This is a genomic window from Candidatus Defluviilinea gracilis (assembly GCA_016716235.1).
Lineage (GTDB): Bacteria > Chloroflexota > Anaerolineae > Anaerolineales > Villigracilaceae > Defluviilinea > Defluviilinea gracilis.
In genome coordinates, this window is record JADJWS010000001.1 from 562,906 (window position 1) to 584,141 (window position 21,236).

General features: G+C 51.7%; 23 protein-coding genes. 12 read left to right on the top strand and 11 right to left on the bottom strand.

Features of this window, described 5'->3' with window-relative positions; genetic code table 11:
- Positions 1-17 precede the first annotated feature (17 nt).
- Positions 18-614: a dihydrofolate reductase family protein gene (locus IPM31_02625; protein MBK9005867.1), complete on the top strand. Its 597-nt coding sequence runs from the start codon at positions 18-20 to the stop codon at positions 612-614.
- A 275-nt stretch (positions 615-889) separates the two neighbouring features.
- Here the strand turns inward: IPM31_02625 and IPM31_02630 are convergent, their stop codons facing one another.
- Entirely contained in the window at positions 890-1,447 is a 558-nt protein-coding gene (locus IPM31_02630) for a DUF1801 domain-containing protein (GenBank protein ID MBK9005868.1), read from the bottom strand.
- Positions 1,448-1,615: 168 nt separating this feature from the next.
- Between IPM31_02630 and IPM31_02635 the strand changes: the two genes are divergently transcribed.
- From IPM31_02635 to IPM31_02675, 9 genes are all read left to right on the top strand, one after another.
- The gene (locus IPM31_02635) at positions 1,616-2,977 is read left to right on the top strand and encodes an FAD-binding oxidoreductase (protein ID MBK9005869.1); all 1,362 of its coding nucleotides are present in this window, start codon (positions 1,616-1,618) and stop codon (positions 2,975-2,977) included.
- Between the two features lie 12 nt (positions 2,978-2,989).
- Positions 2,990-3,379: a VOC family protein gene (locus IPM31_02640; GenBank protein ID MBK9005870.1), complete on the top strand. Its 390-nt coding sequence runs from the start codon at positions 2,990-2,992 to the stop codon at positions 3,377-3,379.
- Positions 3,380-3,552: 173 nt separating this feature from the next.
- Positions 3,553-4,881: an MFS transporter gene (locus tag IPM31_02645; GenBank protein MBK9005871.1), complete on the top strand. Its 1,329-nt coding sequence runs from the start codon at positions 3,553-3,555 to the stop codon at positions 4,879-4,881.
- A gap of 101 nt (positions 4,882-4,982) precedes the next feature.
- Positions 4,983-5,582, top strand: a complete 600-nt coding sequence (locus tag IPM31_02650) for a DUF1801 domain-containing protein (GenBank protein ID MBK9005872.1) — start codon at positions 4,983-4,985, stop codon at positions 5,580-5,582.
- 167 nt (positions 5,583-5,749) lie between these two features.
- Positions 5,750-7,999 carry an excinuclease ABC subunit UvrA gene (locus tag IPM31_02655; GenBank protein ID MBK9005873.1) on the top strand — a complete coding sequence of 750 codons (2,250 nt, stop codon included), beginning with the start codon at positions 5,750-5,752 and terminating at the stop codon, positions 7,997-7,999.
- A gap of 131 nt (positions 8,000-8,130) precedes the next feature.
- A complete protein-coding gene (locus IPM31_02660) occupies positions 8,131-8,508 on the top strand; it encodes a DUF1801 domain-containing protein (GenBank protein MBK9005874.1) in 378 nt (125 codons plus the stop codon).
- Between the two features lie 105 nt (positions 8,509-8,613).
- Entirely contained in the window at positions 8,614-9,288 is a 675-nt protein-coding gene (locus IPM31_02665) for an AraC family transcriptional regulator (protein MBK9005875.1), read from the top strand.
- A 127-nt stretch (positions 9,289-9,415) separates the two neighbouring features.
- Entirely contained in the window at positions 9,416-9,961 is a 546-nt protein-coding gene (locus tag IPM31_02670; protein MBK9005876.1) for a dihydrofolate reductase, read from the top strand.
- Between the two features lie 108 nt (positions 9,962-10,069).
- A complete protein-coding gene (locus IPM31_02675) occupies positions 10,070-10,966 on the top strand; it encodes a flap endonuclease (GenBank protein MBK9005877.1) in 897 nt (298 codons plus the stop codon).
- A 14-nt stretch (positions 10,967-10,980) separates the two neighbouring features.
- Here IPM31_02675 and IPM31_02680 read toward each other — a convergent pair whose 3' ends face one another.
- Positions 10,981-12,015, bottom strand: coding sequence for a tryptophan 2,3-dioxygenase (locus tag IPM31_02680; protein ID MBK9005878.1), 1,035 nt, complete (start codon positions 12,013-12,015; stop codon positions 10,981-10,983).
- A 49-nt stretch (positions 12,016-12,064) separates the two neighbouring features.
- Between IPM31_02680 and IPM31_02685 the strand changes: the two genes are divergently transcribed.
- Complete coding sequence (locus IPM31_02685) at positions 12,065-12,730, top strand: HAD family phosphatase (GenBank protein MBK9005879.1); 666 nt, start codon at positions 12,065-12,067, stop codon at positions 12,728-12,730.
- Positions 12,731-12,803: 73 nt separating this feature from the next.
- On the opposite strand, the gene IPM31_02690 is transcribed toward IPM31_02685, so the two are convergent.
- The 3 genes from IPM31_02690 to IPM31_02700 form a co-directional block, all read right to left on the bottom strand.
- Complete coding sequence (locus IPM31_02690; protein MBK9005880.1) at positions 12,804-13,154, bottom strand: STAS domain-containing protein; 351 nt, start codon at positions 13,152-13,154, stop codon at positions 12,804-12,806.
- A complete protein-coding gene (locus IPM31_02695; protein MBK9005881.1) occupies positions 13,151-14,050 on the bottom strand; it encodes a bifunctional 5,10-methylenetetrahydrofolate dehydrogenase/5,10-methenyltetrahydrofolate cyclohydrolase in 900 nt (299 codons plus the stop codon). Before IPM31_02695 ends, IPM31_02690 begins: the two co-directional genes overlap by 4 nt.
- A gap of 666 nt (positions 14,051-14,716) precedes the next feature.
- The gene (locus IPM31_02700; protein MBK9005882.1) at positions 14,717-16,858 is read right to left on the bottom strand and encodes an alpha/beta hydrolase; all 2,142 of its coding nucleotides are present in this window, start codon (positions 16,856-16,858) and stop codon (positions 14,717-14,719) included.
- A 71-nt stretch (positions 16,859-16,929) separates the two neighbouring features.
- Between IPM31_02700 and IPM31_02705 the strand changes: the two genes are divergently transcribed.
- Positions 16,930-17,604, top strand: coding sequence for a hypothetical protein (locus tag IPM31_02705; GenBank protein ID MBK9005883.1), 675 nt, complete (start codon positions 16,930-16,932; stop codon positions 17,602-17,604).
- A 165-nt stretch (positions 17,605-17,769) separates the two neighbouring features.
- Here the strand turns inward: IPM31_02705 and IPM31_02710 are convergent, their stop codons facing one another.
- The 6 genes from IPM31_02710 to IPM31_02735 form a co-directional block, all read right to left on the bottom strand.
- On the bottom strand, positions 17,770-18,048 hold the full coding sequence (locus IPM31_02710; GenBank protein ID MBK9005884.1) for a hypothetical protein: 279 nt from the start codon (positions 18,046-18,048) through the stop codon (positions 17,770-17,772).
- A gap of 25 nt (positions 18,049-18,073) precedes the next feature.
- Positions 18,074-18,373, bottom strand: coding sequence for a hypothetical protein (locus IPM31_02715; protein ID MBK9005885.1), 300 nt, complete (start codon positions 18,371-18,373; stop codon positions 18,074-18,076).
- A gap of 98 nt (positions 18,374-18,471) precedes the next feature.
- Positions 18,472-18,678, bottom strand: coding sequence for a hypothetical protein (locus IPM31_02720; protein ID MBK9005886.1), 207 nt, complete (start codon positions 18,676-18,678; stop codon positions 18,472-18,474).
- 36 nt (positions 18,679-18,714) lie between these two features.
- A complete protein-coding gene (locus IPM31_02725) occupies positions 18,715-19,059 on the bottom strand; it encodes a hypothetical protein (protein ID MBK9005887.1) in 345 nt (114 codons plus the stop codon).
- A 63-nt stretch (positions 19,060-19,122) separates the two neighbouring features.
- Positions 19,123-19,338, bottom strand: a complete 216-nt coding sequence (locus IPM31_02730) for a hypothetical protein (GenBank protein ID MBK9005888.1) — start codon at positions 19,336-19,338, stop codon at positions 19,123-19,125.
- Positions 19,339-19,727: 389 nt separating this feature from the next.
- The gene (locus tag IPM31_02735; protein MBK9005889.1) at positions 19,728-21,200 is read right to left on the bottom strand and encodes an MFS transporter; all 1,473 of its coding nucleotides are present in this window, start codon (positions 21,198-21,200) and stop codon (positions 19,728-19,730) included.
- Positions 21,201-21,236: the final 36 nt, after the last annotated feature.

Sequence of the window (21,236 nt, forward strand, 5' to 3'; positions counted from 1 at the left end):
CAAAAAGGAGCATCCGAATGTCGAAAGTAATTGCAATCATGTCTATGTCGCTAGATGGCTTTGTCGCCGGCCCGAATGACAGCGTGTCCGAAGTCTTCGATTGGTACTTCAGCTCGGGAAATGTTGAAGTCCGCACAGGGGGACCGGATTCGATGACATTCAAGGTGTCCGAGCCGAGCGCTGGGCACATTCGTAGTCTCACCTCCGAGCTGGGGGCAGTCCTTACGGGACGACGCACTTTTGAAGTTGCTGGAGGCTGGGGCGGGAATCACTCTTGGGGACCTGCCTTTGTCCTGACACACAGCATCCCTGCTGGCTGGCCGCGTCCGAATTCAACGGTCCATTTCGTGACGGACGGTATCGAAAGCGCTGTGGAGAAAGCGAAAGCCGCCGCGGGTGGAAAATCGGTCGGAATGCATGGTCCCGATACCATCCAGCAATGCATCAAAGCTGGGCTCCTGGACGAAATTAGCGTTGATATAGCCGCGATCTTTCTGGGTTCCGGAGTCCGCCTCTTTGATCACCTCGCAGGTACAAGGGCCGCACTTGGGAGCCCGGCGGTAATTCAAGGTGTCGGCGTGACGCATTTGCGCTACCCGGTGAGTTATGCGTAAACGCTCACTGCATGAGAGTCGAACAAGCTCAAGGCGTCGATAGGTCTGAGCCCCGCCCAACGAACGCATGCTGAGAAACAAGCGGCGATTTGGCAACATAATCACCGCGCTGGTGAAGAAAGCGGTCAGATAAAGCTTAAGCATCGCCATATACATCCTTCTAAGATATATTAGCCACAAAGGTCACAGAGACTTTTGTGGCTACATTTTTCGGCATATTCGTTAGCCATTTAATTCAACATGGTATTAGCTGACTAACTACCCCATTGTTAAGCCTACTCGTCGCGCCGAAATTTTAGACCAACTACTTGCAACGCCGAACGCAACAAAGGGAAGTCACTCGGACCTATGCCGTGCAAATCTAAAATCTCCTTTTCAGAGTAGCTTGCTAGGATATCCAAACTTGTGATCTTGGCAACTGCCAGCGCTCGTTTGACTGGTAAGGCAAGTTTTGCTGGAAAACCTTCGGGGAGCGGCTTTGCAACAAGTATATTTTGATCTACCCTATCCTTAATTATTTTTGTGATTAACGTAATCGGTAACGCGACATCGGACGAGAACAGGATTGCGCCTTTTATCGTCTGATAGCCTACAAGTTCCTTTGCATAGGCTTTCTTAAAATGGTGACCCCGCGGATATAAAGCAACGCGCTCTCCAATTCCAGCAAACCAAACTAAACTATCGTGCAAGATATAACCAGGCATATCATTGCTGATTAATTCGCTAGCCTGTGGCGCGAGACGTCGAATGAGCTTTCGAATCTCACTTAATTTAGCGCGTAGAGGTTCATCAAATGAGGCGATATATGCGTCTACTTTTTTATCTTTATTCATTCTAAAATATTAGTGCGGATGTTCTTTATCGTCAAGATTTTTGAAATTTCCCCACCTTCTTCGCCTCTTATTTTCTGCTTGACATACTAGAACGCACGTTCTATAATCGGACATCTATTATCTTAATTAACTTAAGGCAGATACAATTAATTTATCCACGGAGAAACGATGTCAAACAAACTTTCAATTACAAAACTTCGTAAAACATTCAAGCATGTGATCGCGCCCAAAGATGCAGATTATGACAAAGCGCGAACCGCTGTCGCGGGCGATATTGACCGCCGCCCTGCTGTCATCATCAAGGTGACGAATGTAAATGAAGTGGCACAAGTCATCGCGCTTGTAAAAGAAACGGGACTTGAACTCGCCGTCCGCAGTGGCGGACACAGCGCGTTCTGCGTCAACGACGGCGGGATCCTGTTGGATGTTTCGCTGATGAAAAATTTGCAGATTGATGCGAACACAAAAACCGCGTGGGCTGAGTCGGGGCTCACCGCCGCGGAATATACGCGTGCGGTTGCCGAACACGGTTTCGCCACAGGCTTCGGCGACACGGGTTCGGTCGGCATTGGCGGCATAACGCTTGGCGGCGGCGTTGGCTTTCTCGTCCGCAAGCACGGGCTGACGATTGATAATTTGCTCGCCGTGGAAGTCGTCACCGCCGACGGAAAAATTTTGCAAGCCGATGAATCGAATCACGCCGATTTATTTTGGGCGATGCGCGGCGGCGGCGGAAACTTTGGCGTGGCGACGAAATTCAAATTTCAATTGCAGGATTTGGGTCAAGCGTACGGCGGAATGCTGTTCCTCCCAGCCACAGCGGAGACAGTCGCTTCTTTCTTAAGGGAGGCTGATTCGGCTCCCGAGGCATTATCCACCATTGCAAACGTGATGACCGCGCCCCCGATGCCGTTCCTGCCCGAGGACGTGGTTGGCAAGCCCATCCTCATGGCGATGATGTTTTATGCGGGCGACCCTGCACAAGGCGAACAGGCGATGACTCCGTTCCGCAATCTCGCCACACCCTATGCCGACATGCTCCGCCCGATGGCTTACCCTGAAATGTTCCCGCCAGAGAATGGAGAGTATCATCCCATTGCCGCAAACCGCACGATGTTTTTGGATTACGTGGATGTATCAGTTGCTGAAACCATCTTGAGTCACTTGAAGAAATCAACAGGCATGATGGCGGTGAGTCAACTGCGCGTGTTGGGCGGAGCGATGACGCGCATCCCAGCGGATGTCACTGCGTATGCTCATCGCAAGTCGAAGATTATGGCGAACCTTGCCGCGTTGTATCAAGACCTGAATGAAAAATCCGTCCACGAAACATGGGTGGATGAATTTGAGAACGCCATTCGACAAAGCGACAAGGGCAAGTACGTCAACTTCATCAACACTATCGGCGAGAAAGAACTCGAAGCGGCGTACCCAGCCTCCACGTTGGAAAAGATGCGCCACGTCAAAGCGAAATATGATCCCACGAATCTATTCCGCATGAATCAGAATATCTCTCCGTCCAATCAATAAGGAGTTTCGAGCATGGATACAAATTCGTGGGTAAAAGAAATTACGACGGTTACTTTGTTTGTCGAAGACCTGCCTGCGACAAAACAATTTTATTTACAGATCTTTGGGTTGCCAGTAGTTTTTGAAGATAAAGATTCGTGCGTGTTCAAGTTCGGGAACACGCTGGTCAACCTTTTGAAATCTAGCGAGGCAAAGGAACTCATCGAACCTGCGAACGTGGGGAGCCGTGACGCTGGCCCCCGCTTTGTCTTCACGATTGGCGTTGACGATGTGGACGCAATGTGCGCCGAGTTGGCGACGCGCGGCGTGAAACTGCTGAACGGTCCGATGGATCGCCCGTGGGGTGTGCGGACCGCTAGTTTTATGGATCCCAGCGGTACTATTTGGGAGATTGCGAAGTAACATAAAAAACTCCGTGACTCGGCGTCTCCGTGGTTCAAAGCAAGAGACTCGTAGGTCAGGCTCTTGTGCCCAGATATGGGTATGTAGCCTGACACCCTCCATATTTATGAATGGCGGGTTGAAAACCCGCCCTACAAATACTTATGCAAGAGGTCTAATAAAGGAAAAATCTCGTGAAAACTTTTTATCAAATCTTAGCCAATACCGTGATTGCCAACGTCACCAATATGACCGTCTGGTTTGCGATGATCTTTTTTATGTATCTCGAAACGAAATCGGTCACCGCCACTTCAATTGTTTCGGGCATCTTCCTTGTGTTCACCGCTGGGTTGGGGATATGGTTCGGGAGCCTGGTTGACCACAACAAGAAAAAGAATATGATGATTCTTTCGGGCGTGATTTCACTGCTCATTTACATCGTCGGCTTTGGAATCTATCTCGCCTTCCCCGCCGAAACATGGAAGAACCCAACCAGCGTCACGCTCTGGGTTTTCAATGTGCTTCTATTGGTTGGCGTGATCGCAGGCAACATCCGCTCGATTGCCGTGCCGACTCTCGTCACCATTTTGATTCCCGAAGATGACCGCGCCAAAGCCAACGGACTCGTCGGCACAGCCTTCGGCATCGCATTTTTAATTTGTTCCGCCATCAGCGGTTTGTTGGTGGGCGCGGGCGGCATGTTCTATGTGTTGATCCTTGGAATCGTGATGATGGCGCTTTCCATTTTTCACATGTGGACGTTACAAATTCCAGAAAAAGAAATTGTGCATCTCGAACAACAACCCAAAGTGGATTTGCGCGGCACGTACGCAGTCGTCGCCGCCATCCCTGGTTTGATGGCGATGATCCTCTTCGCCACCATCAACAACTTTTTAGGCGGCGCGTTCATGGGACTCATGGATGCGTACGGCCTCTCGCTCGTTTCGGTTCAAACATGGGGCTTGCTTTTCGCAGTCATCAGCACAGGCTTCATCGTCGGCGGGATGATCATTGCAAAATACGGCTTAGGCAAGAATCCATTGTTCGCCATGTTCGCCGCCAACATCGTTATATGGATCGTCTCCGCCGTCTTCACCATTCAACCCTCCATCATTCTGCTGGCAGTCGGCATGTTCATTTATATCAGCGTTGTGCCGTTCATCGAAGCCGCTGAGCAGACGATCCTTCAGAAGGTGGTCCCGTTTGAACGACAGGGACGCGTCTTCGGGTTCGCGCAAAGCATTGAGCAATCTGCCGCGCCTCTGACGACCTTTCTAATTGGTCCAATTACTGAGACATTTTTCATCCCTTTTATGACGACGGGCGCAGGCGTCGGCTTGATCGGCAGTTGGTTCGGGACAGGTCCCGCGCGCGGCATTGCGCTGGTCTTCACGGTGGTAGGTATCATCGGCTTGATCCTCACCGTTATTGCGATGAACTCAAAATATTACAAGTTGTTGTCTGATAGATACATGGACGGCGAAAGCGAGTCGCCAGCCTTGCCTGAAGGCGAGTTGGCGTAATGCCCTCATCCCCAGCCCTTCTCCCAAAGGAAGAAGGGAGAAGGGAGTCTTGTCCCCTCTCCCTTCGGGAGAGGGCCAGGGTGAGGGAAAAGGAGATTTTCATGACCACCAAAAGCCCCGCATTCGACCTCGCCAACATTGGCGCGCCCGCCACACGCGCGTTGACTCACGAAGGCTACACAACCCTCAAGCAGTTGACCAAAGTCTCCGAAGCGGAGTTGGCTCAATTGCATGGGGTCGGTCCGAGGGCGATACGTATTTTGAAAGAGGCGTTGAAAGCAAGGGGCTGGTCGTTCAAGCCAGCCAAAGCAGGCGAGAAGTTGAAGAAGAAAGGCTCGCCCGTCAGCCGCATGGATGTAGTGGATGAATTCCTTCGGGGTTTGAGTCACCCACTCAAAGCGGAGGTAGAGGCGGTGCGGGCGATCATCAAGGGCGCGAGCAAAGGTATCAATGAAGAAATCAAATGGAAAGCGCCATCCTTCAATTACAAAGGCGAGTATTTGGTAACGTTTAATCTGCGTGATGTAAATCGAATCCATCTTGTTTTTCATAACCCGATGATTGCAAAAATAAAAAGTGATTTGCTCGAAGGCGATTACAAAGACAGGCGCATGATGTATTTTGCGAACATGAAGGACATCACGGCAAAGAAATCTGAACTTGAGAAGATTCTCAAGCAGTTGATAAAATTGAATTCATAAGAAAAACCATCCCGCACATCGTCCTGATGTCCTTCGGGAGGTTGGTTTAGATGTTGTAATACCATCAAATCATTCGTAGTCAGGCTTTTAGCCTGACGCTCTCTTGAAATTTTATTCATGGCGGGTAAAAAACCTGCCCTACATGACTAATGAACTGAGGAGAATCCATGCCACAAGAATACATCGAAATTCGCGGCGCGCGCGAAAACAATTTGAAAAATGTCTCACTGCGAATCCCCAAGCGCAAGATCACAATTTTTACAGGCGTATCGGGTTCAGGGAAATCGTCCATTGTGTTCGATACGATCGCGACCGAATCGCAGAGATTGATGAACGAAAACTTCAGCATGTTCGTGCGGAATTTTCTGCCGAAGTACGGACAACCCGACGCCGACTCGATTGAAAACCTGAGCATGTCCATCGTGGTGGATCAAAAACGCATGGGCGGCGGTTCACACTCGACGGTTGGAACCATTACAGACATCAATACTTTATTGCGTTTATTATTTTCACGGCTCGGCAAACCGCATGTTGGCTCTGCCAATCTCTTCGGCTTCAACGACCCAAAAGGGATGTGCCCCGATTATAACGGACTGGGTCGCAAACTGGATGTGGACTTGAATAAATTGTTGGATACATCCAAGTCGTTGAATGAAGGCGCGATATTATTCTCCGAATATGCGGTGAATGGATGGTATTGGGGTCAAATCATCAGCACAGGCTTGTTCGACCCTGATAAGAAGTTGTCCAAGTACACAAAAAAAGAAATAGATGATCTGTTGCACAGCGAGCCGATAAAGATTAAGACCAAAGTTGGCGCAAAAGATTTCAACATGACTTATGAGGGCATCGTCACGCGCTTCACGAACAAATACATCAAACGTGATTTGAAGACCATGTCGGCGCGGACTCAAAAGCAAGTGGAGCCGTATATGACGATGGGTCCATGTCACCTGTGCAATGGCGCAAGGTTGAGTCAGGCGGCGTTGAAGAGCAAAATCAACGGCTATAACATTGCAGATTTGACCGCGATGGAAATTCCAGAGTTGATCAAAGTTGTGAAAACATTCAAAGAACCTGCGGCGCAGTCCATTGTCAAAGGCTTGATTGAACGCCTGGAACATCTCGTAGACATTGGGCTCGAATATCTCTCCCTCAGCCGCGAAACGGACACTTTGTCGGGCGGCGAGTCGCAACGCGTGAAAGTAGTCAAACACTTGGGAAGCAGTTTGACGGATGTGATTTACATCTTCGATGAGCCGAGCGTGGGCTTGCATCCGCGCGATGTGCATCGAATGAACGAGTTGTTGCAAAGACTGCGCGACAAAGGCAACACAGTCATCGTCGTCGAACATGACCCCGACGTTATCAAAGCCGCTGACCATATCGTGGATGTTGGTCCAAAGGCTGGCACGCACGGCGGCAAGATTGTCTACGAAGGCAGTTTTGCGAATTTGCTGAAAACAAACACGCTGACAGGTAAGTTCATGAATCAGAAAGTCCCGCTGAAAGATGAGTTCCGCAAGGCAACGGGCAAACTGCCAATCAAGAATGCAAAAGTGAACAACCTGCAAAACGTCAGCGTGGATATTCCGACGGGAATCTTGACTGTCGTCACAGGTGTGGCGGGTTCGGGGAAAAGTTCGCTGATCAACGAAGTCTTTTTGGCGCAACATGCTGATGCGGTTGTGATTGACCAATCCGCTGTCGGAGCCAACAGCCGTTCCAACCCTGCCACCTACACAGGCATTTTGGATGATGTCCGCAAGGCGTTTGCGGCGGCGAATAAAGTGCAGGCTTCGTTATTCAGTTTCAACTCGAAAGGCGCGTGCGAAAATTGTCAGGGGCTTGGCGTGATCTACACCGATCTGGCGTTTCTCAGCGAAGCCAAGACTCCCTGCGAAGTTTGTGAAGGCAGACGTTTCAAAGATGAAGTGTTGAAATACAAACTGAACGGGAAAAATATTTCGGAAGTCTTGGCGATGAAAGTGGAAGAGGCGTTGGAATATTTCCAGATTCCCGAAGTGACAAAGAAATTGCAAGCTATGAGTGATGTGGGACTTGATTATTTGAGTCTGGGTCAGCCGTTGAGCACGTTATCTGGCGGAGAATGTCAGCGCATCAAACTTGCTAGTGAGTTGCACAAAAAGGGAAGCGTCTACATCATGGACGAACCCACGACAGGCTTGCACATGTCCGATATTGGGCATCTAATGGAAGTCATCAATCGGCTCGTGGACACTGGCAATACGGTTGTCATCATCGAACATAATTTGCATGTGATCAAGAATGCGGATTGGATCATTGATATGGGTCCCGAGGGTGGAAGCAAGGGCGGTACAATCATCTTCGAAGGCACGCCCAAGCAACTGGTCAGTGCGAAGCGTTCGATCACGAGTGAGTATTTGAGGAATTAAGGATTGATGTTACGCAGTCTAGCCACAGACTGCGTAAGCGAGCGGAGTCACAGAGAGAAAAAATTATAGGATTTCTCAGCGTCTCTGTGACTCCGCGGCAAAAAACGTAAGACGAATTAAGGAGATTAGTTATGACAAGCTTAACTCCATCCCAAGAGATTGACAGACAGATCAAAGAGCTAGGCAGTGACTGGCGCGGCAAACTGCTGGCGCGTATGAGAAAACTGATCCTTTCCGCCACTTCCGATCTTACGGAAGATTGGAAGTGGGGCACCGCCGTATTTGTCTCCAAAGGAAATGTGGTGGCGGCTGGGATTTTCAAAGATCACGTCAAATTGAATTTCTTCAAAGGCGCGTCGCTGAAAGACCCGAAGAAATTGTTCAACGCTGGTCTGGAAGCGAAAGGTTCGCGCGGCATTGACCTGACCGAAAATTCAAAAATAGACGAAGCCGCGTTGAAAGAGTTGATCCGTGAGGCGGTGGCGTTGAATTCGGCGAAGAAGAAATAACATATATAACCTGTCACTCTGAGGGAGCGTTGGTTGCGACCGAAGAGTCTCAGATGATCGTGCAAGAGACTCTTCGCTATCGCTTAGAGTGACATGCAAACAACCATGTCCTTCGATTTCAAAATCCGCCCATCAGACTCGCCGTTGGTTGAAGCCGTGTGGCACACGGAAACAATCGGCAACGACGAATCGTTCATGTCCACAGCCGAGAGCCGCTGGGAGATGGTCATCACAAAACATCTGGGCAAATACACCTTGAGCATCCGCGGACCCGAAGCGAAGGCGTCGCGGGCGCAAATCCCAAATGGTCATGCCGAATATTTCGGGATCATTTTCAAACGCAGTGTGTTCATGCCGCATCTGCCGAAACAAAATCTTGTCAACGAATCGATTCACCTGCCGCAGTCCACGCGCAGCGCGTTCACGGTCATGGGCGGCGTGTATGAAATTCCCAACTTTGAAAATGCGGATACGTTCGTGACCCATCTTGTGCGGCAGGATTTGTTGAATCGCGACCAGGTGGTGGATGACGTTCTGCGCGGCGCGACTCAGGGTCTGTCTGTTCGCAGTTTACAGCGGCGTTTTCTGCATGTGACGGGTTTGACTCACAAGACATTCCAGCAGATCGAGCGGGCGCGTCGGGCGTTGACCATGTTGCAGGCGGGCAAACCAATCGTCGACGTGGTGTTTGAAGCGGGCTATTCCGATCAGCCGCATCTGACTCGCTCGTTGAAATTGTTCGCGGGGCAGACTCCGTCTGAGGTGGTTAAATCCAAATAACCGTAGGTCACGTTTATAACGTGACAGTCACGCTCAAAGCGTGACCTACGGAAGTTGTCGTTTTTATTCAAGACAACTTTTTCGAGCGGAGATACGATGGGGGCATCAAAGAACAAGGAGATTTGAAATGAGAAAATTAATTGTATCCACACAAGCAAGCATGGACAGCGTGATCGGCAACGCGCACAATTGGGCGTTCGATTATGTCAACGATGAGTTTTTGGCTTATGCGCGCGAACAACTTTTTGCAACCGATACGTTGGTGATGGGGCGAGTGACCTACGAAGGCTTTGTATCGGCATGGCCCGCGCGCGCTGGCGTTGACGATTTTGCAGATCGAATGAACAGCCTGCCGAAATATGTCGCTTCACGGACCTTGAAAGAACCGCTCACTTGGAATTCAAACCTAATCAAGGGTGATGTCACAAAATCAATTGCCGATTTGAAGCAGGGATCGGGTGGTTATATTTTGCAATACGGAAGCGGCGAATTGACGCGCACACTGCTCAAACATGGCTTGATTGATGAATTTCGAGTGATGGCTTACCCTGTGGCAGTTGGAACAGGACAGCGTCTCTTTGAAAACATTGACCAAACCGCCATGAAACTTTTGGAAGTGAAACAATTCAGCACAGGTGTTTTGGTTTTGCATTACGAGCCTGTGAAGAAGTAGTCTCAGAGACTCTTTGCTCTAATCAGAGCGACATTTCAATTTTGAACGCTGATTTCGCTGATACAATCCAAAGCGAATCGGCGTTTTCTAGTTGTAAAGGAACATCACATGAAAATTCATTTGATTGACGGCACATACGAATTATTTCGGGCACATTTTGGTGCACCACCAAAAAAATCTTTGAGCGGACAAGAAGTAGGCGCAACGCTGGGACTCGTCCGCAGTTTGTTGATGTTGCTCCAAACTGAAGGCGTGACCCACGTCGCTGTGGCGTTTGACCATGTGATCGAGTCATTTCGCAACAAGATGTATGCGGGCTACAAATCCAGCGAAGGCGTTGACCCGATCATCTTGAATCAATTTGAGATCGCTGAAAAAGCGGTCGCCGCGTTGGGTGTGCCTGTTTGGTCAATGGTCAAGTTTGAAGCGGACGATGCGATTGCGACGGCTGTGACAAAATTCAAAAAAGAAAAATCTGTGGAGCAAATCATCATCTGTTCGGTGGACAAAGATTTGACTCAAATGGTGGATGGCAAGAAAGTGGTCTGCTGGGATCGCCGCCGCGAGATTACTTTGGATGAAAAAGGCGTGGTTGAAAAATTTGGCGTGAAGCCAGAATCAATTCCCGATTATCTTGCGCTAGTTGGCGACTCTGCCGATGGCTACCCTGGCATCAAAGGCTGGGGCGCGGCGTCCACGTCTGCGGTGCTGGCGAAGTACAAGCATATCGAGTCGATTCCCAAAGACCCGAAGAAACTTCCGTTCAGTCTGGGGCGCGCGACGACTCTGAGCGAAAATCTCCAGCAGAATTACAAGGACGCGTTGCTGTTCAGAGAATTGTCCACGCTTCGGCTGGATGTGCCGCTCAAAGAATCGCTCAACGATTTGGAGTGGCAGGGAGCTCGATCAAGCTTGAAGAAAGTGTGCGCAGAATTACGGGAGGAGAGAATCGTCGAGCGGGTGAAAAGGTGGCGTCGCTCGACAAAATCATCCAAGCAGAATTGACCTAACCCCGCAACCTACGCTTGAAAACTCACCTTCTCTTTCAACGCTTCAGGTAACTTTGGCAACTTACTACGTTCGATCAAGAATGTCGCAAGTTCTGTGATCTCACGGAAAGCGTAATGCTGGCTCAACGTCCCTTCGAGGTAGCCCGCCCCGCTGGTGCCGCCCGTCCCCGCGCGGATGCCGATCATCCGCCGCACCATCGAAAAATGGCGGTACCGCCAATTCGACAATAACTCGTCGATCTCCGAGAGCGTGTTCAACAACTCAAATGGATACTGAAAAATCGGCATTTCGCGGTACAACGTGATGAACAATGCCGCCTGCAATGCCTTCGGCGTCAGATCGCCGCGCCCCTCGGCGAATAAAACTTTCTCGAACTCCGCAAACCTCCCGCCCTCCCCCGCCGACAGACTCTCGCGGTACGCCTCGCGGTAATCGGACCAGAACTTATCCGCGCCCGCCCCGCTGGTGGAAATATACTCCGCCCAATACTGCTCCTCGAAGAACGGCATCCGCTCCAACCAGGAGACCACCAGCCCCTTTAACGTCGGCTCGCCCTCCGCGCGCGTCACATCCAGCATATCGGCTTCCGATAGACTTCCGCGCCGCGTGTGCTTGTAATACTCGCGCTTATGCCGCTCCTCCATTTTCAACCCCAGTTTCACCTCGATCAAACGGAACTGTTTCGACTGAAACCCCGAAGCGGGCAATAGATAATTCCTGAATTCCAAAAAGTCGAGCGCGGTCATCGTCTCCAGCACGCCCACCTGTTGATTAACCAACTCCAAAATTTTCACCACGCGCTTCAACTTGCTCGTTGCCGCGCCCATCTCGCCCGCATTATCGTTGATATTGCCTCCCATGAAAATGCGCCGCACCCGATCCAACTCGAAGATCACCTGCTTAAACCACAATTCATATGCCTGATGGATGATGATGAACAACATCTCATCGTTGCCGTCTTCCACCCTGTCAAAACTGCGCGGATGCTGGCTGTTCAAGATCGTATCGAGCCCAATATACTCGCCGTAATATAGATCGTCCATGTTGGTTTCTCCTTTGTGATACAAGCCTGCCCTGAGTATAATCCCCTTCATGCTCAACGCCCTGATCTTCGACTTCGACGGACTCATCCTCGACACCGAAACCCCCGAATACATCGTTTGGAAAACCATCTACGAAGAAAACGGATTCGACTTTCCTCACGACGACTGGGGCAAAATCATCGGCGGAAACGGACTCCTGGATTTCGACGCGGCGGATACTCTCTCGCGTCTTTCGCAGGGGCGGCTTGATCCGGTTTCCCTACGCGCCCGTCACAGCGTGGAAAGCCTTGCCATGGTTCACGCGCAGTCCATCCTGCCAGGCGTGATCGAAATCATCCATAACGCAAAAGCCCGCCAATGGAAGCTTGCCATCGCCTCCAGCTCACATCACGAGTGGGTGGATACGCACGCCAAACGCCTCGGCATCTTCGACCTGTTCGATGCCGTCATCGCCGCAGACGATGTGGGCGCGGGACGCACCAAGCCGAACCCCGATCTATTTCTCACGGCGCTGAATCAACTTCAAGTCCAGAAAAACGAAGCGGTGGTCTTCGAAGATTCCCCCAACGGAATCAAAGCCGCCAATCGCGCCGGCATCTTCGTCGTGGCGGCGCCCAACCACGTCACCTCACGCCTCTCGCTCGAAGGCGCCGATCTGGTCGTCGGTTCGCTGGCTGAATTGTCGCTGGATCAGCTGGTTGATCTGTTGAAATGACTTTACAAAAGTTGCCGCGCCACAAAATCTTTATTCTGTGCTCTCTGTGGCAAAAACGGTTTTCGCAAGAGGTCTATTGAAACGAGCTCACTGCGTCATCGACGGTATCGAAGATATCGATGAATGTGGTGATGCCTGAAATGTTCAACACCTCGCGTATGCCCCCAGCCACGCCCGCCAGTTTCAACGGGTTGCCCCCATCTTTGGCAAGAATCTTATGCATCACCACAATGGCGCGAACCCCAATGCTGGAGAGCGATTCTTGCGCGCCCAAGTCGAACACAAGGTTCCGCGTCCCATTGGCGTGCGCGTCTTTGGTGATGGCTTCCAGTTCGGCGAAATTATCGAGCGACACGCGTTCGAGCAAGCGGAACACTGTCACCGGCGTGGTCGAGTCCATGCGCGCAATTTGAACGACGCTCATGCGCGCACCAACTCTTCGTACCTTTTGCGCTGGCGTTCTGTGGCAACCACTGTGTTCCGCAATAACATCGCCACCGTCATCGGACCCACGCCGCCGGGCACCGGGGTGATCCACCCCGCCACTTCCTTCACAGTTTCAAAATCCACATCGCCCACAACTTTCGTGCCGCGCGCGCCATCGGACAGGGTGACATCCACCTGATTGATGCCGATATCGATTACCGCCGCGCCAGGCTTGACCATGTTCGCCGTGATCAGCCCCGGCTTGCCAACCGCCACGATCAACGCGTCTGCTTGCCGCGTGTGATACGAGAGGTTGCGCGTGCCGTGATGGCAGATCGTCACCGTGCACAGGTCTTCCACGAGCAACAACGCCACCGGCTTGCCTACGATCTCCGAATGCCCAACTACCACCACTTCCAGCCCGCGCAAGTTCAACCCCGTAGATTTGAGCAGTTCCACCGAAGCGAGCGAGGTGCACGGTCCGAGCGAGGAATCGCCATAGACGATATTGCCAATATTGAGCGAACTCATCCCCTCCACATCCTTGCTGTGATGAATGGTGTTTTCCAATTCCTCGAGGTCGAGCGTGTCCGGCACCGGGCGCTGGAGGATGATGCCGGTCACGCGAGGGTCGGCGTTAAACGCGTGGATCGCCGCGCCCATTTCGCGCTGGGTGATGTTCCCGGGATAATGGCGGTGCTCGAATTCGATACCGACCTTTTCCGCCGCTTTCTGCTGGTTCTTGATGTAGAGCGAGACCGCCGCGCTGTCGCCCACATCGATCGAGACGAGGCGCGGCGTCCAGCCTAATTCTTTGAGTTTTAGCACTCGTTCGCGCACGTCGTCTTTTACGACTTGCGCGAGTTTCTTTCCGTCGATGATCTTGTAATTCATGGAGCCCTTCCTGTGCGGGCACAATGATACCGCAAAACTAAAAAGAGACTGGCGGGAAACCAGTCTCCTGATAGGGCAATCGCATTTGGATTTTTTATCCGCTACTCCTCACGAATTCACGCTAACCTTTCTCGGAAAATTCGCGCAGATTGGCGAAGACTTGTCCTGAGCCTGTCGAAGGATTAGTAGATTCGAAGGCAAAACACCGTGTTTTGAGCCTCGAGATTTTCAAATACGATTACCCTAAGGGTCTGTAAATTAATAACTTCCCGTGTTTTTGTTCGCGCGCAGTTGCACTGCGAGCGGGATGCAGTGCAACTGCATCCCCAACAGGGAATTTATATTTTTACAAACCCTAAGTCTCCTGAGAACAAATAAGAACAAAAATGAACCGAGAAGCCCGCCACGAACACAAAGAAACCCTGGGTCTCCCGTAATTAACGGGAAAGAGCTTCACCACGAAGGGCACAAAGTCTTGCGCTGAGTTCGTCGAAGCGACACAAAGGCAAAAACAGAGCCTAGATTCCTTGGGTTTTCCTTTGTGACCGTCGTGTCCTTTGTGTTTGAAAAAAAGGTTTCCCGTTAAAAACGGTAGAGCCGAAACCCTTTAAGAACCTGGCGTTCTGCGCGCCTTTCGCGATAAAAAGGAAAGGGAAGGTAGAGAGTCTATTTTTTAAATGTCAAACTTGCGGTTCTCCCCAGTTGACTGACCCAATCGACAAATAACCACATCCCAATGAGAATGAGAGCTCCATCGAGGATCTGGGACCATAAGGCGTCGAGTTGTTTTGGCGCGGCAGAGCCATTCGAGGGAATGTAGAAACGAAAAACATCCAACGCGTTTTTATGTAATCGTATGAAATAATCGGACACCAGGTGAACAACAGGGATGTCGATCAGCCAGCGGACTGCGAAGAACGCCCCAACGAGAAGGATTAGCCATAGAGCCACGACGGCAAGGTGATGGCGGTAGCGTTGCCACCCGGTGGGCTCGGTATCTTCCGCTTTCTTTCTTGTATCCGCCCCCTTGCCGGTGGACCTGCCCCCTTTCTCGCCTAGATCCGGGTTCCATTCCATGGGTCGCAATTCTCCCAGCGTTCGTTTCGCGAGCGGGGTTGCGAATTTCTCAAGATTGTTCCAATACTCTCCGTGATTCTCGAGGGATGTTTTCGTCCGTATATTGGTTGGGCTGGCTATGCCTCGCGCGAATTTTGTATCCAATGGAGGCGCCTTTTCAAAGTAGGTGTACTCATCCAGTCCATAAAATTCGGTGATCGGGTCTGAGAAATTCCAGAAATTCAACCACTTGAACCCCTTCGGGAAATTCTGCTCCGTCGACACAGAGACCGGGAAACGCTCGTAATACACAGGATCAAGCACGCCCCGCGCATGATGATAGTAACTGAGGACACTGCCGATGGTTGTATAGGTGAAGATTTTGTCCTGGTATTGTTTATCGAGGTAATGGAACAACGCTTCGTACGTGATCGGCGTGCCTTGCGAGTGCGCCACCACATGGATACGTTTGACGCCCGGCTTGTTGTAAAAATAGACGATATCGTTGATCACCGCGCTTCTCACCCGGTTCGATTGCGCCGGGTCCATCGCGTAATTCACCACATCGTCCATGTATCCCACCAACATCACGTTGAGCGCCTTATCGAGCGAGGCGCCAATGCCGCCCAGAAATTTTGTCCATTTCAACAGGCTCACCAGCAGGGCGCCAATGAACCCAATGGGGAGCGTCATAAAGATCAAGTAACGATAGATCAGTGGGGTAAAGAACAGGCGGGTCAGGAATACCTCGTCGACCTTGCCCACAAGTTTCCGGCCGTCTTCCTCATAAGAATAATAATCGGCGATATCCACATCGCTATTGGCGTAGGCTCGGAACCCCCATAAAAGTCCGCGCGCAACCACGAGGGAGGTTTGAAGCCCAAGCAAAACCAAGACAAAGCGCAGGTAAGCCAGCGGTTCGCTCACGAGGAAAAAGATCAAAGCAAGCAGTACCCAATTGGGAAGCACGGGCAGGCTTTTCAACCTCCGATATTTGGCATACTGGTAACTCATGACAGAATGTTCGAGCGCCGGCGCAATCGCCCAGACCGCCCCGGTAAAGATCACGAAGATCAGCCCGTTGAACCCCGGCAGGTTGAAGATCTCATCAGCCAGGATGTTCTTCAACGCTTCGTTGAACCACGTCACCGTAGGCAGAATCTTAATGAACGGCAAAAGAACCAGCACAAACATCAAGAAATAGGAAAAGTAATAACCGAAGTAATCCCAAGCCCGTGTGCCGGGCGTCTTGCCGCGCTGAAAGGCAAAGTTTTGATTGGTCCGTTGATCTTTTAGCCATTTCGTATTCCGTGTGAATACGGCGTTGCGGAGCATGTTCGCAAACACAAACGACGCCATGCGCCATTCCCGCGAGAGATTCCCAAGCGCGCCGGAAGGCAGGGTTTCGGCTTCCCAATAAGACTCCTTCAACCAAAGACGCCTGCTGGTCTGCCGCTCCTGGATTCCTGTTCCAACCTTTTCCTCGAACCGGTGACGGGCGCGGATCTCCGTCACATGTTTGTGCGATTTCCCATCCGTATTATGAGGCGAGGGTAAATAATCTTCGAACCCGGAGGTCAACTGTGTCAGCGTCGCATTTTTATCCAGCGCCTTGATCGCGGGCCAAAATCCGCGTAGAAAGATGTTCAGGTGATCGTCCTCCGCCTGTTCGCCGGCGCCTTTCACGATGAGGATGACGTCGATCTCCGGCTCCTGTCCGTTCTCGTTTTTTGATGTCGCTTTCTTAGCCATTGCCGTCTCCTTTTGCCTGGTGTTGGAACGACTGACCACCCTCCGGTGTATGATAAAAGAATCGCACACCCATGACCCAAAACTCTACATCAGTACAACCCCTCAACACCCGCCGCGTTGCAATGCAAAGCGCCCTCGCCGCCGCGCTATTTCTCGGCTTCCCCGCCGGGCTGTTGCTTTGGCTGATTCTTTTCCGCGAAGCGAACCCGTCTGCAACAGTGGACTCATTGATCGCCCTCCTCCAAGCCCACGGCATCAACAAGATTTTCGCGTTAACGCTCTGCTCGCTCGGCTGGAGTTTTTCACTCGGGCGAATCAGCGGATTCCGCGCCTGGTGGAAGATCGGACTCGCCACCGCCCTCGGATTCATCCTGGCGTGGTTCTCGCCTCTCTCCAACATGGACGGCTGGTTCGCCGATAGGATGCCAATTCCACTCCTCTACGCCCTCACCATGTGCGGAATCGTTTTCAGCGCAACATTCTGCGTCGGCATTGCGTACGGACTCCTGCTCCGCCACCTCAAAGCCGCGTTGACGATGGCTCTCTCAACAAGTTTCACGTCAACGCTCGCCCTCCTGCTGACGATGGTAGTTTTCAATCAATTTGGAATCTATGTGGGAAGCGCGGTTCCCTTCGCCATGTCCAAAGTGACGACGGTGAGTCTGCTCGTATCCGCGATTGCGGGAGGGGCGGTGTTGGGAATACTGTTCACAAGGTTTGTTGAAAATAGATTGCACAACCCCTAGCTCCAGAAGACCGTCCACATAAGAAAAGATTGCCCCCTTAGGGTCGGTACATTAACAACGTTCCGTATGTTTGTTCGCGCGCAGTTGCACTGCAAGCGGGATGCCATGCAACTGCATTACCAACAGGAAATTTATTTTTTTACGAACCCTTAGGTTCAGAAAAATCTAGCTCTTCTCAGGGTATTGCTTCACGCCATCCACCAGCAGTTCATGGCGCCAGGTTTCCATGGTTGCCATGCCGCCGAACCGCTCCAGTTGATACAAAATATGAAGCGAGCATGGTTTGCCATCGATCTTGAAGGGGAAGTCCATATCCTCGCCGCGCGGCAGAGTCCGGCGCAAGATTTCCCGGTGATCCACCGTGGTGACAACCTCCCCAGACATGGCCTGGCTGACTTGAACGGTATGGGGCGAACCAACGACCACTTGCCAATTTGTGATCATGAGAAACTCCTTTCTTGTTCCATGTTCAACGGGCGAATTCAGGCAATCCTCCTGCGAGGGTTGCAAGCATGCGAGTGAGATGATTAAACGCGGCTTGGTTGTCGGGCCCAAGATTCTGCTTCACGATCTCTTTCCACGCGTATAACTCAACCACCTCGTAGAAACCGGGTTGCGCGAAGATTTTCTCAGGGGCTTCGGTAAGCACTTTGAGCCACACATCCTTCCACTGATCGTCCACGATCACCCTGCCCTCGATGATCTCATGGTGGACATTGATCTCATCGATCCATTGCAATGCTCGTTCTTCCTTTTGCTTCTTGTTCATTCTTACCTCTATAGGATTTACGCGGTCGGCTGAAGCGCCGCTACGGCGAAACAAGTTCAACTGCGCAATTCCTACTGTACAAATTGGGCGCGCTCAGCTCAGTTGGCGTAACCAATTGGGCGATACAAAAGCCCATCGGTGAATTTAAAGACGCCTCCACACGCCTCACATTCGATTTCAGGCTCGGCGTCCCTCTCGTATGGGTTGTCGGGCAGAGTCGCCCGCGTAGTCTCATCACAGAGCGGACACTTGATCTCGATGATCGCCAGCCTGCCCTTGACATTCTCCGTTTGATACGCGTTCATCGAACGCTCCTTTCCTGGGAATTCTCTACAGCGCTGTCAATTGGGATGCTTGATCAGCGCAACCACCAACCCGGTCACGGCGCTTTTCAGGTCTCCCAAATGCTCCCGCGAGAAATCCGCCTTCGACATGAGAGGAAGTTTCTGGGAGAGAAAGTAATCCTGAATCCCTTTGATGAAGGTGTTTGGGTTTTGGTCTACAGATTTCACGATGGGCGCATTCCATTCGCCCTCGTGAACGAGATGGATCTCCGCATCCGGGATCCCCACCGCGCGGCGGACGCTGTTCATCCATTTTTCCTCGGAAGAGGTGTCGATCATCATGCCGACTGCCCGATCCTCGGCGCGCGCGAAAAACGCATAGATGGAATTTTGGTTGGACATGGCATCTACTCCTTTGAGCAAATTCGTTGTGAAAAACCAAATGGCGGAAACTGAAAATCTGTTTTAGTTTGCCCTCTGTTTGATCGCCTCCTTTACGTATTGTTCGATCTCCCAATACCGCTCGGGGTGGATGAAAATATAATCGGGCGCATTCGCCAGAATATCCATCCACACAGGTTTTTGTTTCTCGTCTATCGCCGGCTTACCCTCCACCACGTGGGCGGCGTTGATGACATCGAGCATCGCGCCAGCCAAACTTTTCTTTTGTTCCTTGTCCATCACAGCCTCCTTTTGCGAATGCTCCACAAGCAACCGCTACATTTACAATTCGGGTGGGCTTTGGAGACAACAAGAAATGCGCTTCTTTTACCAGACCTCTTGCGAAAGTCTTTTCGCCACAGAGCGCTCAGAGAAAAAAGAGATTTTCTCAAAGGGCTCTGTGGACTCTGTGGCTAACCAAAACTTATTTAGGTAAGAGTTCTACTTTTTAAATACTACAACGCTGTCTCATTGATTCCATGTGTCATTTGTAATGAAAAATCCCCGCCGTTTGTTCGGCGGGGATTCGATTTTGGATGTTAGGGTCTGTACATTAATCACTTCCCATATGTTTGTTCGCTCACAGCGCAACTGCGTCCCCAACAGGGGATTTATATTTTTACGTATCCTTAGTCTGCTATGGCTGGCGCGACAGTTGGGAGGTTGTCCTTCAACTCTTTGCGCGGGGTGAAGATGGCGGCGATCCACCCCAGCACGGCGGCAACGAAGGCGATGATGAAAACGAGGTGAATGGCATTTGCCATCGCGAGGCGCGCGCCCGTTTCGACGACTCCGCCAGACGTGGAGAGAGGGTCGAGGAGTTGGGAGATCAGGCTCACGTCGAGACCGGAGGCGTTGAGGTTGGCGGCGAGTCGCGCGCTCAACGCGGCGCCCATCACGCTCACTCCCAACGTCCCACCCATCGAACGGCTGAATTGAAGCATCGAGGTGGCGGTCCCAAGATGACGCCGTTCGACTGTGGTCTGCACGGCGATCACATACGCGGGGATCGAAAGCCCCATGCCCATGCCCATCAGGGTGACGAAGACCATCACGAAAATGCGATTCGCGTCCGCGCCGAACAAGGCAAGCAGAGACGCGCCGATGAAAAAGAGGCTCGTGCCAATGATGCTCAAGCGACGATAGCCAACCTTCAACAAAATACGCGAGCCGAAAATACTGCATGCCACCCAGCCCAGCAACATCGGCGTGACGGTGACGCCCGCCTGCGTGGGGCTTGCGCCCAGCACCGATTGCACAAAAAGCGGAATGAATGAGATCGTGCCGAACACTGCCCAGCCGGTGAACAAGCCGTGCGATGTGGCGGTGGCAAAAAGCCTGTCGCGGAACAACGCCAGCGGCAGGATCGGGTCGGCGGCGCGGCGCTCCACGTGAAAGAGAATCACGAAGAGACCAACCGCAGACGCGATGAAAACCCAGCCCTGGGATGTGCCGAGTTCCATTAACCCGAGCAGGAGCAGGACGACGCTTGCCGACAACAACGCCGCGCCGGCATAATCTACCGCGGGTCTTTCGTGACTGTATGCCTGATCCCGCCACGCAAACGCGACCAACACCCCGGCGATCAGACCGGGAAACACGTTGATGTAGAAGATCCAATGCCATGAAAGTTGATCCACGATGAAACCGCCTAAGAGCGGGCCCGCCACCGAGGAGACTCCCCACACGCCTGAAAAGACCCCCTGCATTTTGGTGCGTTGTTCGAGTGAAAACATTTCGCCGATGAGGATAAACGCCAACGGCATGATCCCGCCCGCGCCGATTCCCTGCAAGGCGCGCGCGAGGATCAAGTGGGTCAGCGTGGTTGCCATTCCGCACAGCACAGAGCCGATGAGGAAGAGCGCCATCGCAAAGACATACAATTTGCGCCTGCCGTAAATATCCGAAAGTTTTCCATACAGGGGAACGGTGGTTGTAGACGTCAGCATGAACGCCGAAAAAACCCATGAGTAATTTTCCAGCCCGCCCAGTTGACCGACAATGGTGGGCATGGCGGTGGCAACGACGGTGGATTCCATCGACGCGAGGAACAGACTGAGCATAATGCCCACTGTGACAAGAATGATGCGATTGCGCGACATGTTTTCCTTATTTGGGTGAAGTGAATACAAAGCCTC

Coding starts and splice junctions, on each gene's coding strand:
- IPM31_02625 (MBK9005867.1), top strand. CDS start 18: ATGTCGAAAGTAATTGCAATCATGTCTATGTCGCTAGATGGCTTTGTC.
- IPM31_02630 (MBK9005868.1), bottom strand. CDS start 1,447: ATGAATAAAGATAAAAAAGTAGACGCATATATCGCCTCATTTGATGAA.
- IPM31_02635 (MBK9005869.1), top strand. CDS start 1,616: ATGTCAAACAAACTTTCAATTACAAAACTTCGTAAAACATTCAAGCAT.
- IPM31_02640 (MBK9005870.1), top strand. CDS start 2,990: ATGGATACAAATTCGTGGGTAAAAGAAATTACGACGGTTACTTTGTTT.
- IPM31_02650 (MBK9005872.1), top strand. CDS start 4,983: ATGACCACCAAAAGCCCCGCATTCGACCTCGCCAACATTGGCGCGCCC.
- IPM31_02655 (MBK9005873.1), top strand. CDS start 5,750: ATGCCACAAGAATACATCGAAATTCGCGGCGCGCGCGAAAACAATTTG.
- IPM31_02660 (MBK9005874.1), top strand. CDS start 8,131: ATGACAAGCTTAACTCCATCCCAAGAGATTGACAGACAGATCAAAGAG.
- IPM31_02665 (MBK9005875.1), top strand. CDS start 8,614: ATGTCCTTCGATTTCAAAATCCGCCCATCAGACTCGCCGTTGGTTGAA.
- IPM31_02670 (MBK9005876.1), top strand. CDS start 9,416: ATGAGAAAATTAATTGTATCCACACAAGCAAGCATGGACAGCGTGATC.
- IPM31_02675 (MBK9005877.1), top strand. CDS start 10,070: ATGAAAATTCATTTGATTGACGGCACATACGAATTATTTCGGGCACAT.
- IPM31_02680 (MBK9005878.1), bottom strand. CDS start 12,015: ATGGACGATCTATATTACGGCGAGTATATTGGGCTCGATACGATCTTG.
- IPM31_02685 (MBK9005879.1), top strand. CDS start 12,065: ATGCTCAACGCCCTGATCTTCGACTTCGACGGACTCATCCTCGACACC.
- IPM31_02690 (MBK9005880.1), bottom strand. CDS start 13,154: ATGAGCGTCGTTCAAATTGCGCGCATGGACTCGACCACGCCGGTGACA.
- IPM31_02695 (MBK9005881.1), bottom strand. CDS start 14,050: ATGAATTACAAGATCATCGACGGAAAGAAACTCGCGCAAGTCGTAAAA.
- IPM31_02700 (MBK9005882.1), bottom strand. CDS start 16,858: ATGGCTAAGAAAGCGACATCAAAAAACGAGAACGGACAGGAGCCGGAG.
- IPM31_02705 (MBK9005883.1), top strand. CDS start 16,930: ATGACCCAAAACTCTACATCAGTACAACCCCTCAACACCCGCCGCGTT.
- IPM31_02710 (MBK9005884.1), bottom strand. CDS start 18,048: ATGATCACAAATTGGCAAGTGGTCGTTGGTTCGCCCCATACCGTTCAA.
- IPM31_02715 (MBK9005885.1), bottom strand. CDS start 18,373: ATGAACAAGAAGCAAAAGGAAGAACGAGCATTGCAATGGATCGATGAG.
- IPM31_02720 (MBK9005886.1), bottom strand. CDS start 18,678: ATGAACGCGTATCAAACGGAGAATGTCAAGGGCAGGCTGGCGATCATC.
- IPM31_02725 (MBK9005887.1), bottom strand. CDS start 19,059: ATGTCCAACCAAAATTCCATCTATGCGTTTTTCGCGCGCGCCGAGGAT.
- IPM31_02730 (MBK9005888.1), bottom strand. CDS start 19,338: ATGGACAAGGAACAAAAGAAAAGTTTGGCTGGCGCGATGCTCGATGTC.
- IPM31_02735 (MBK9005889.1), bottom strand. CDS start 21,200: ATGTCGCGCAATCGCATCATTCTTGTCACAGTGGGCATTATGCTCAGT.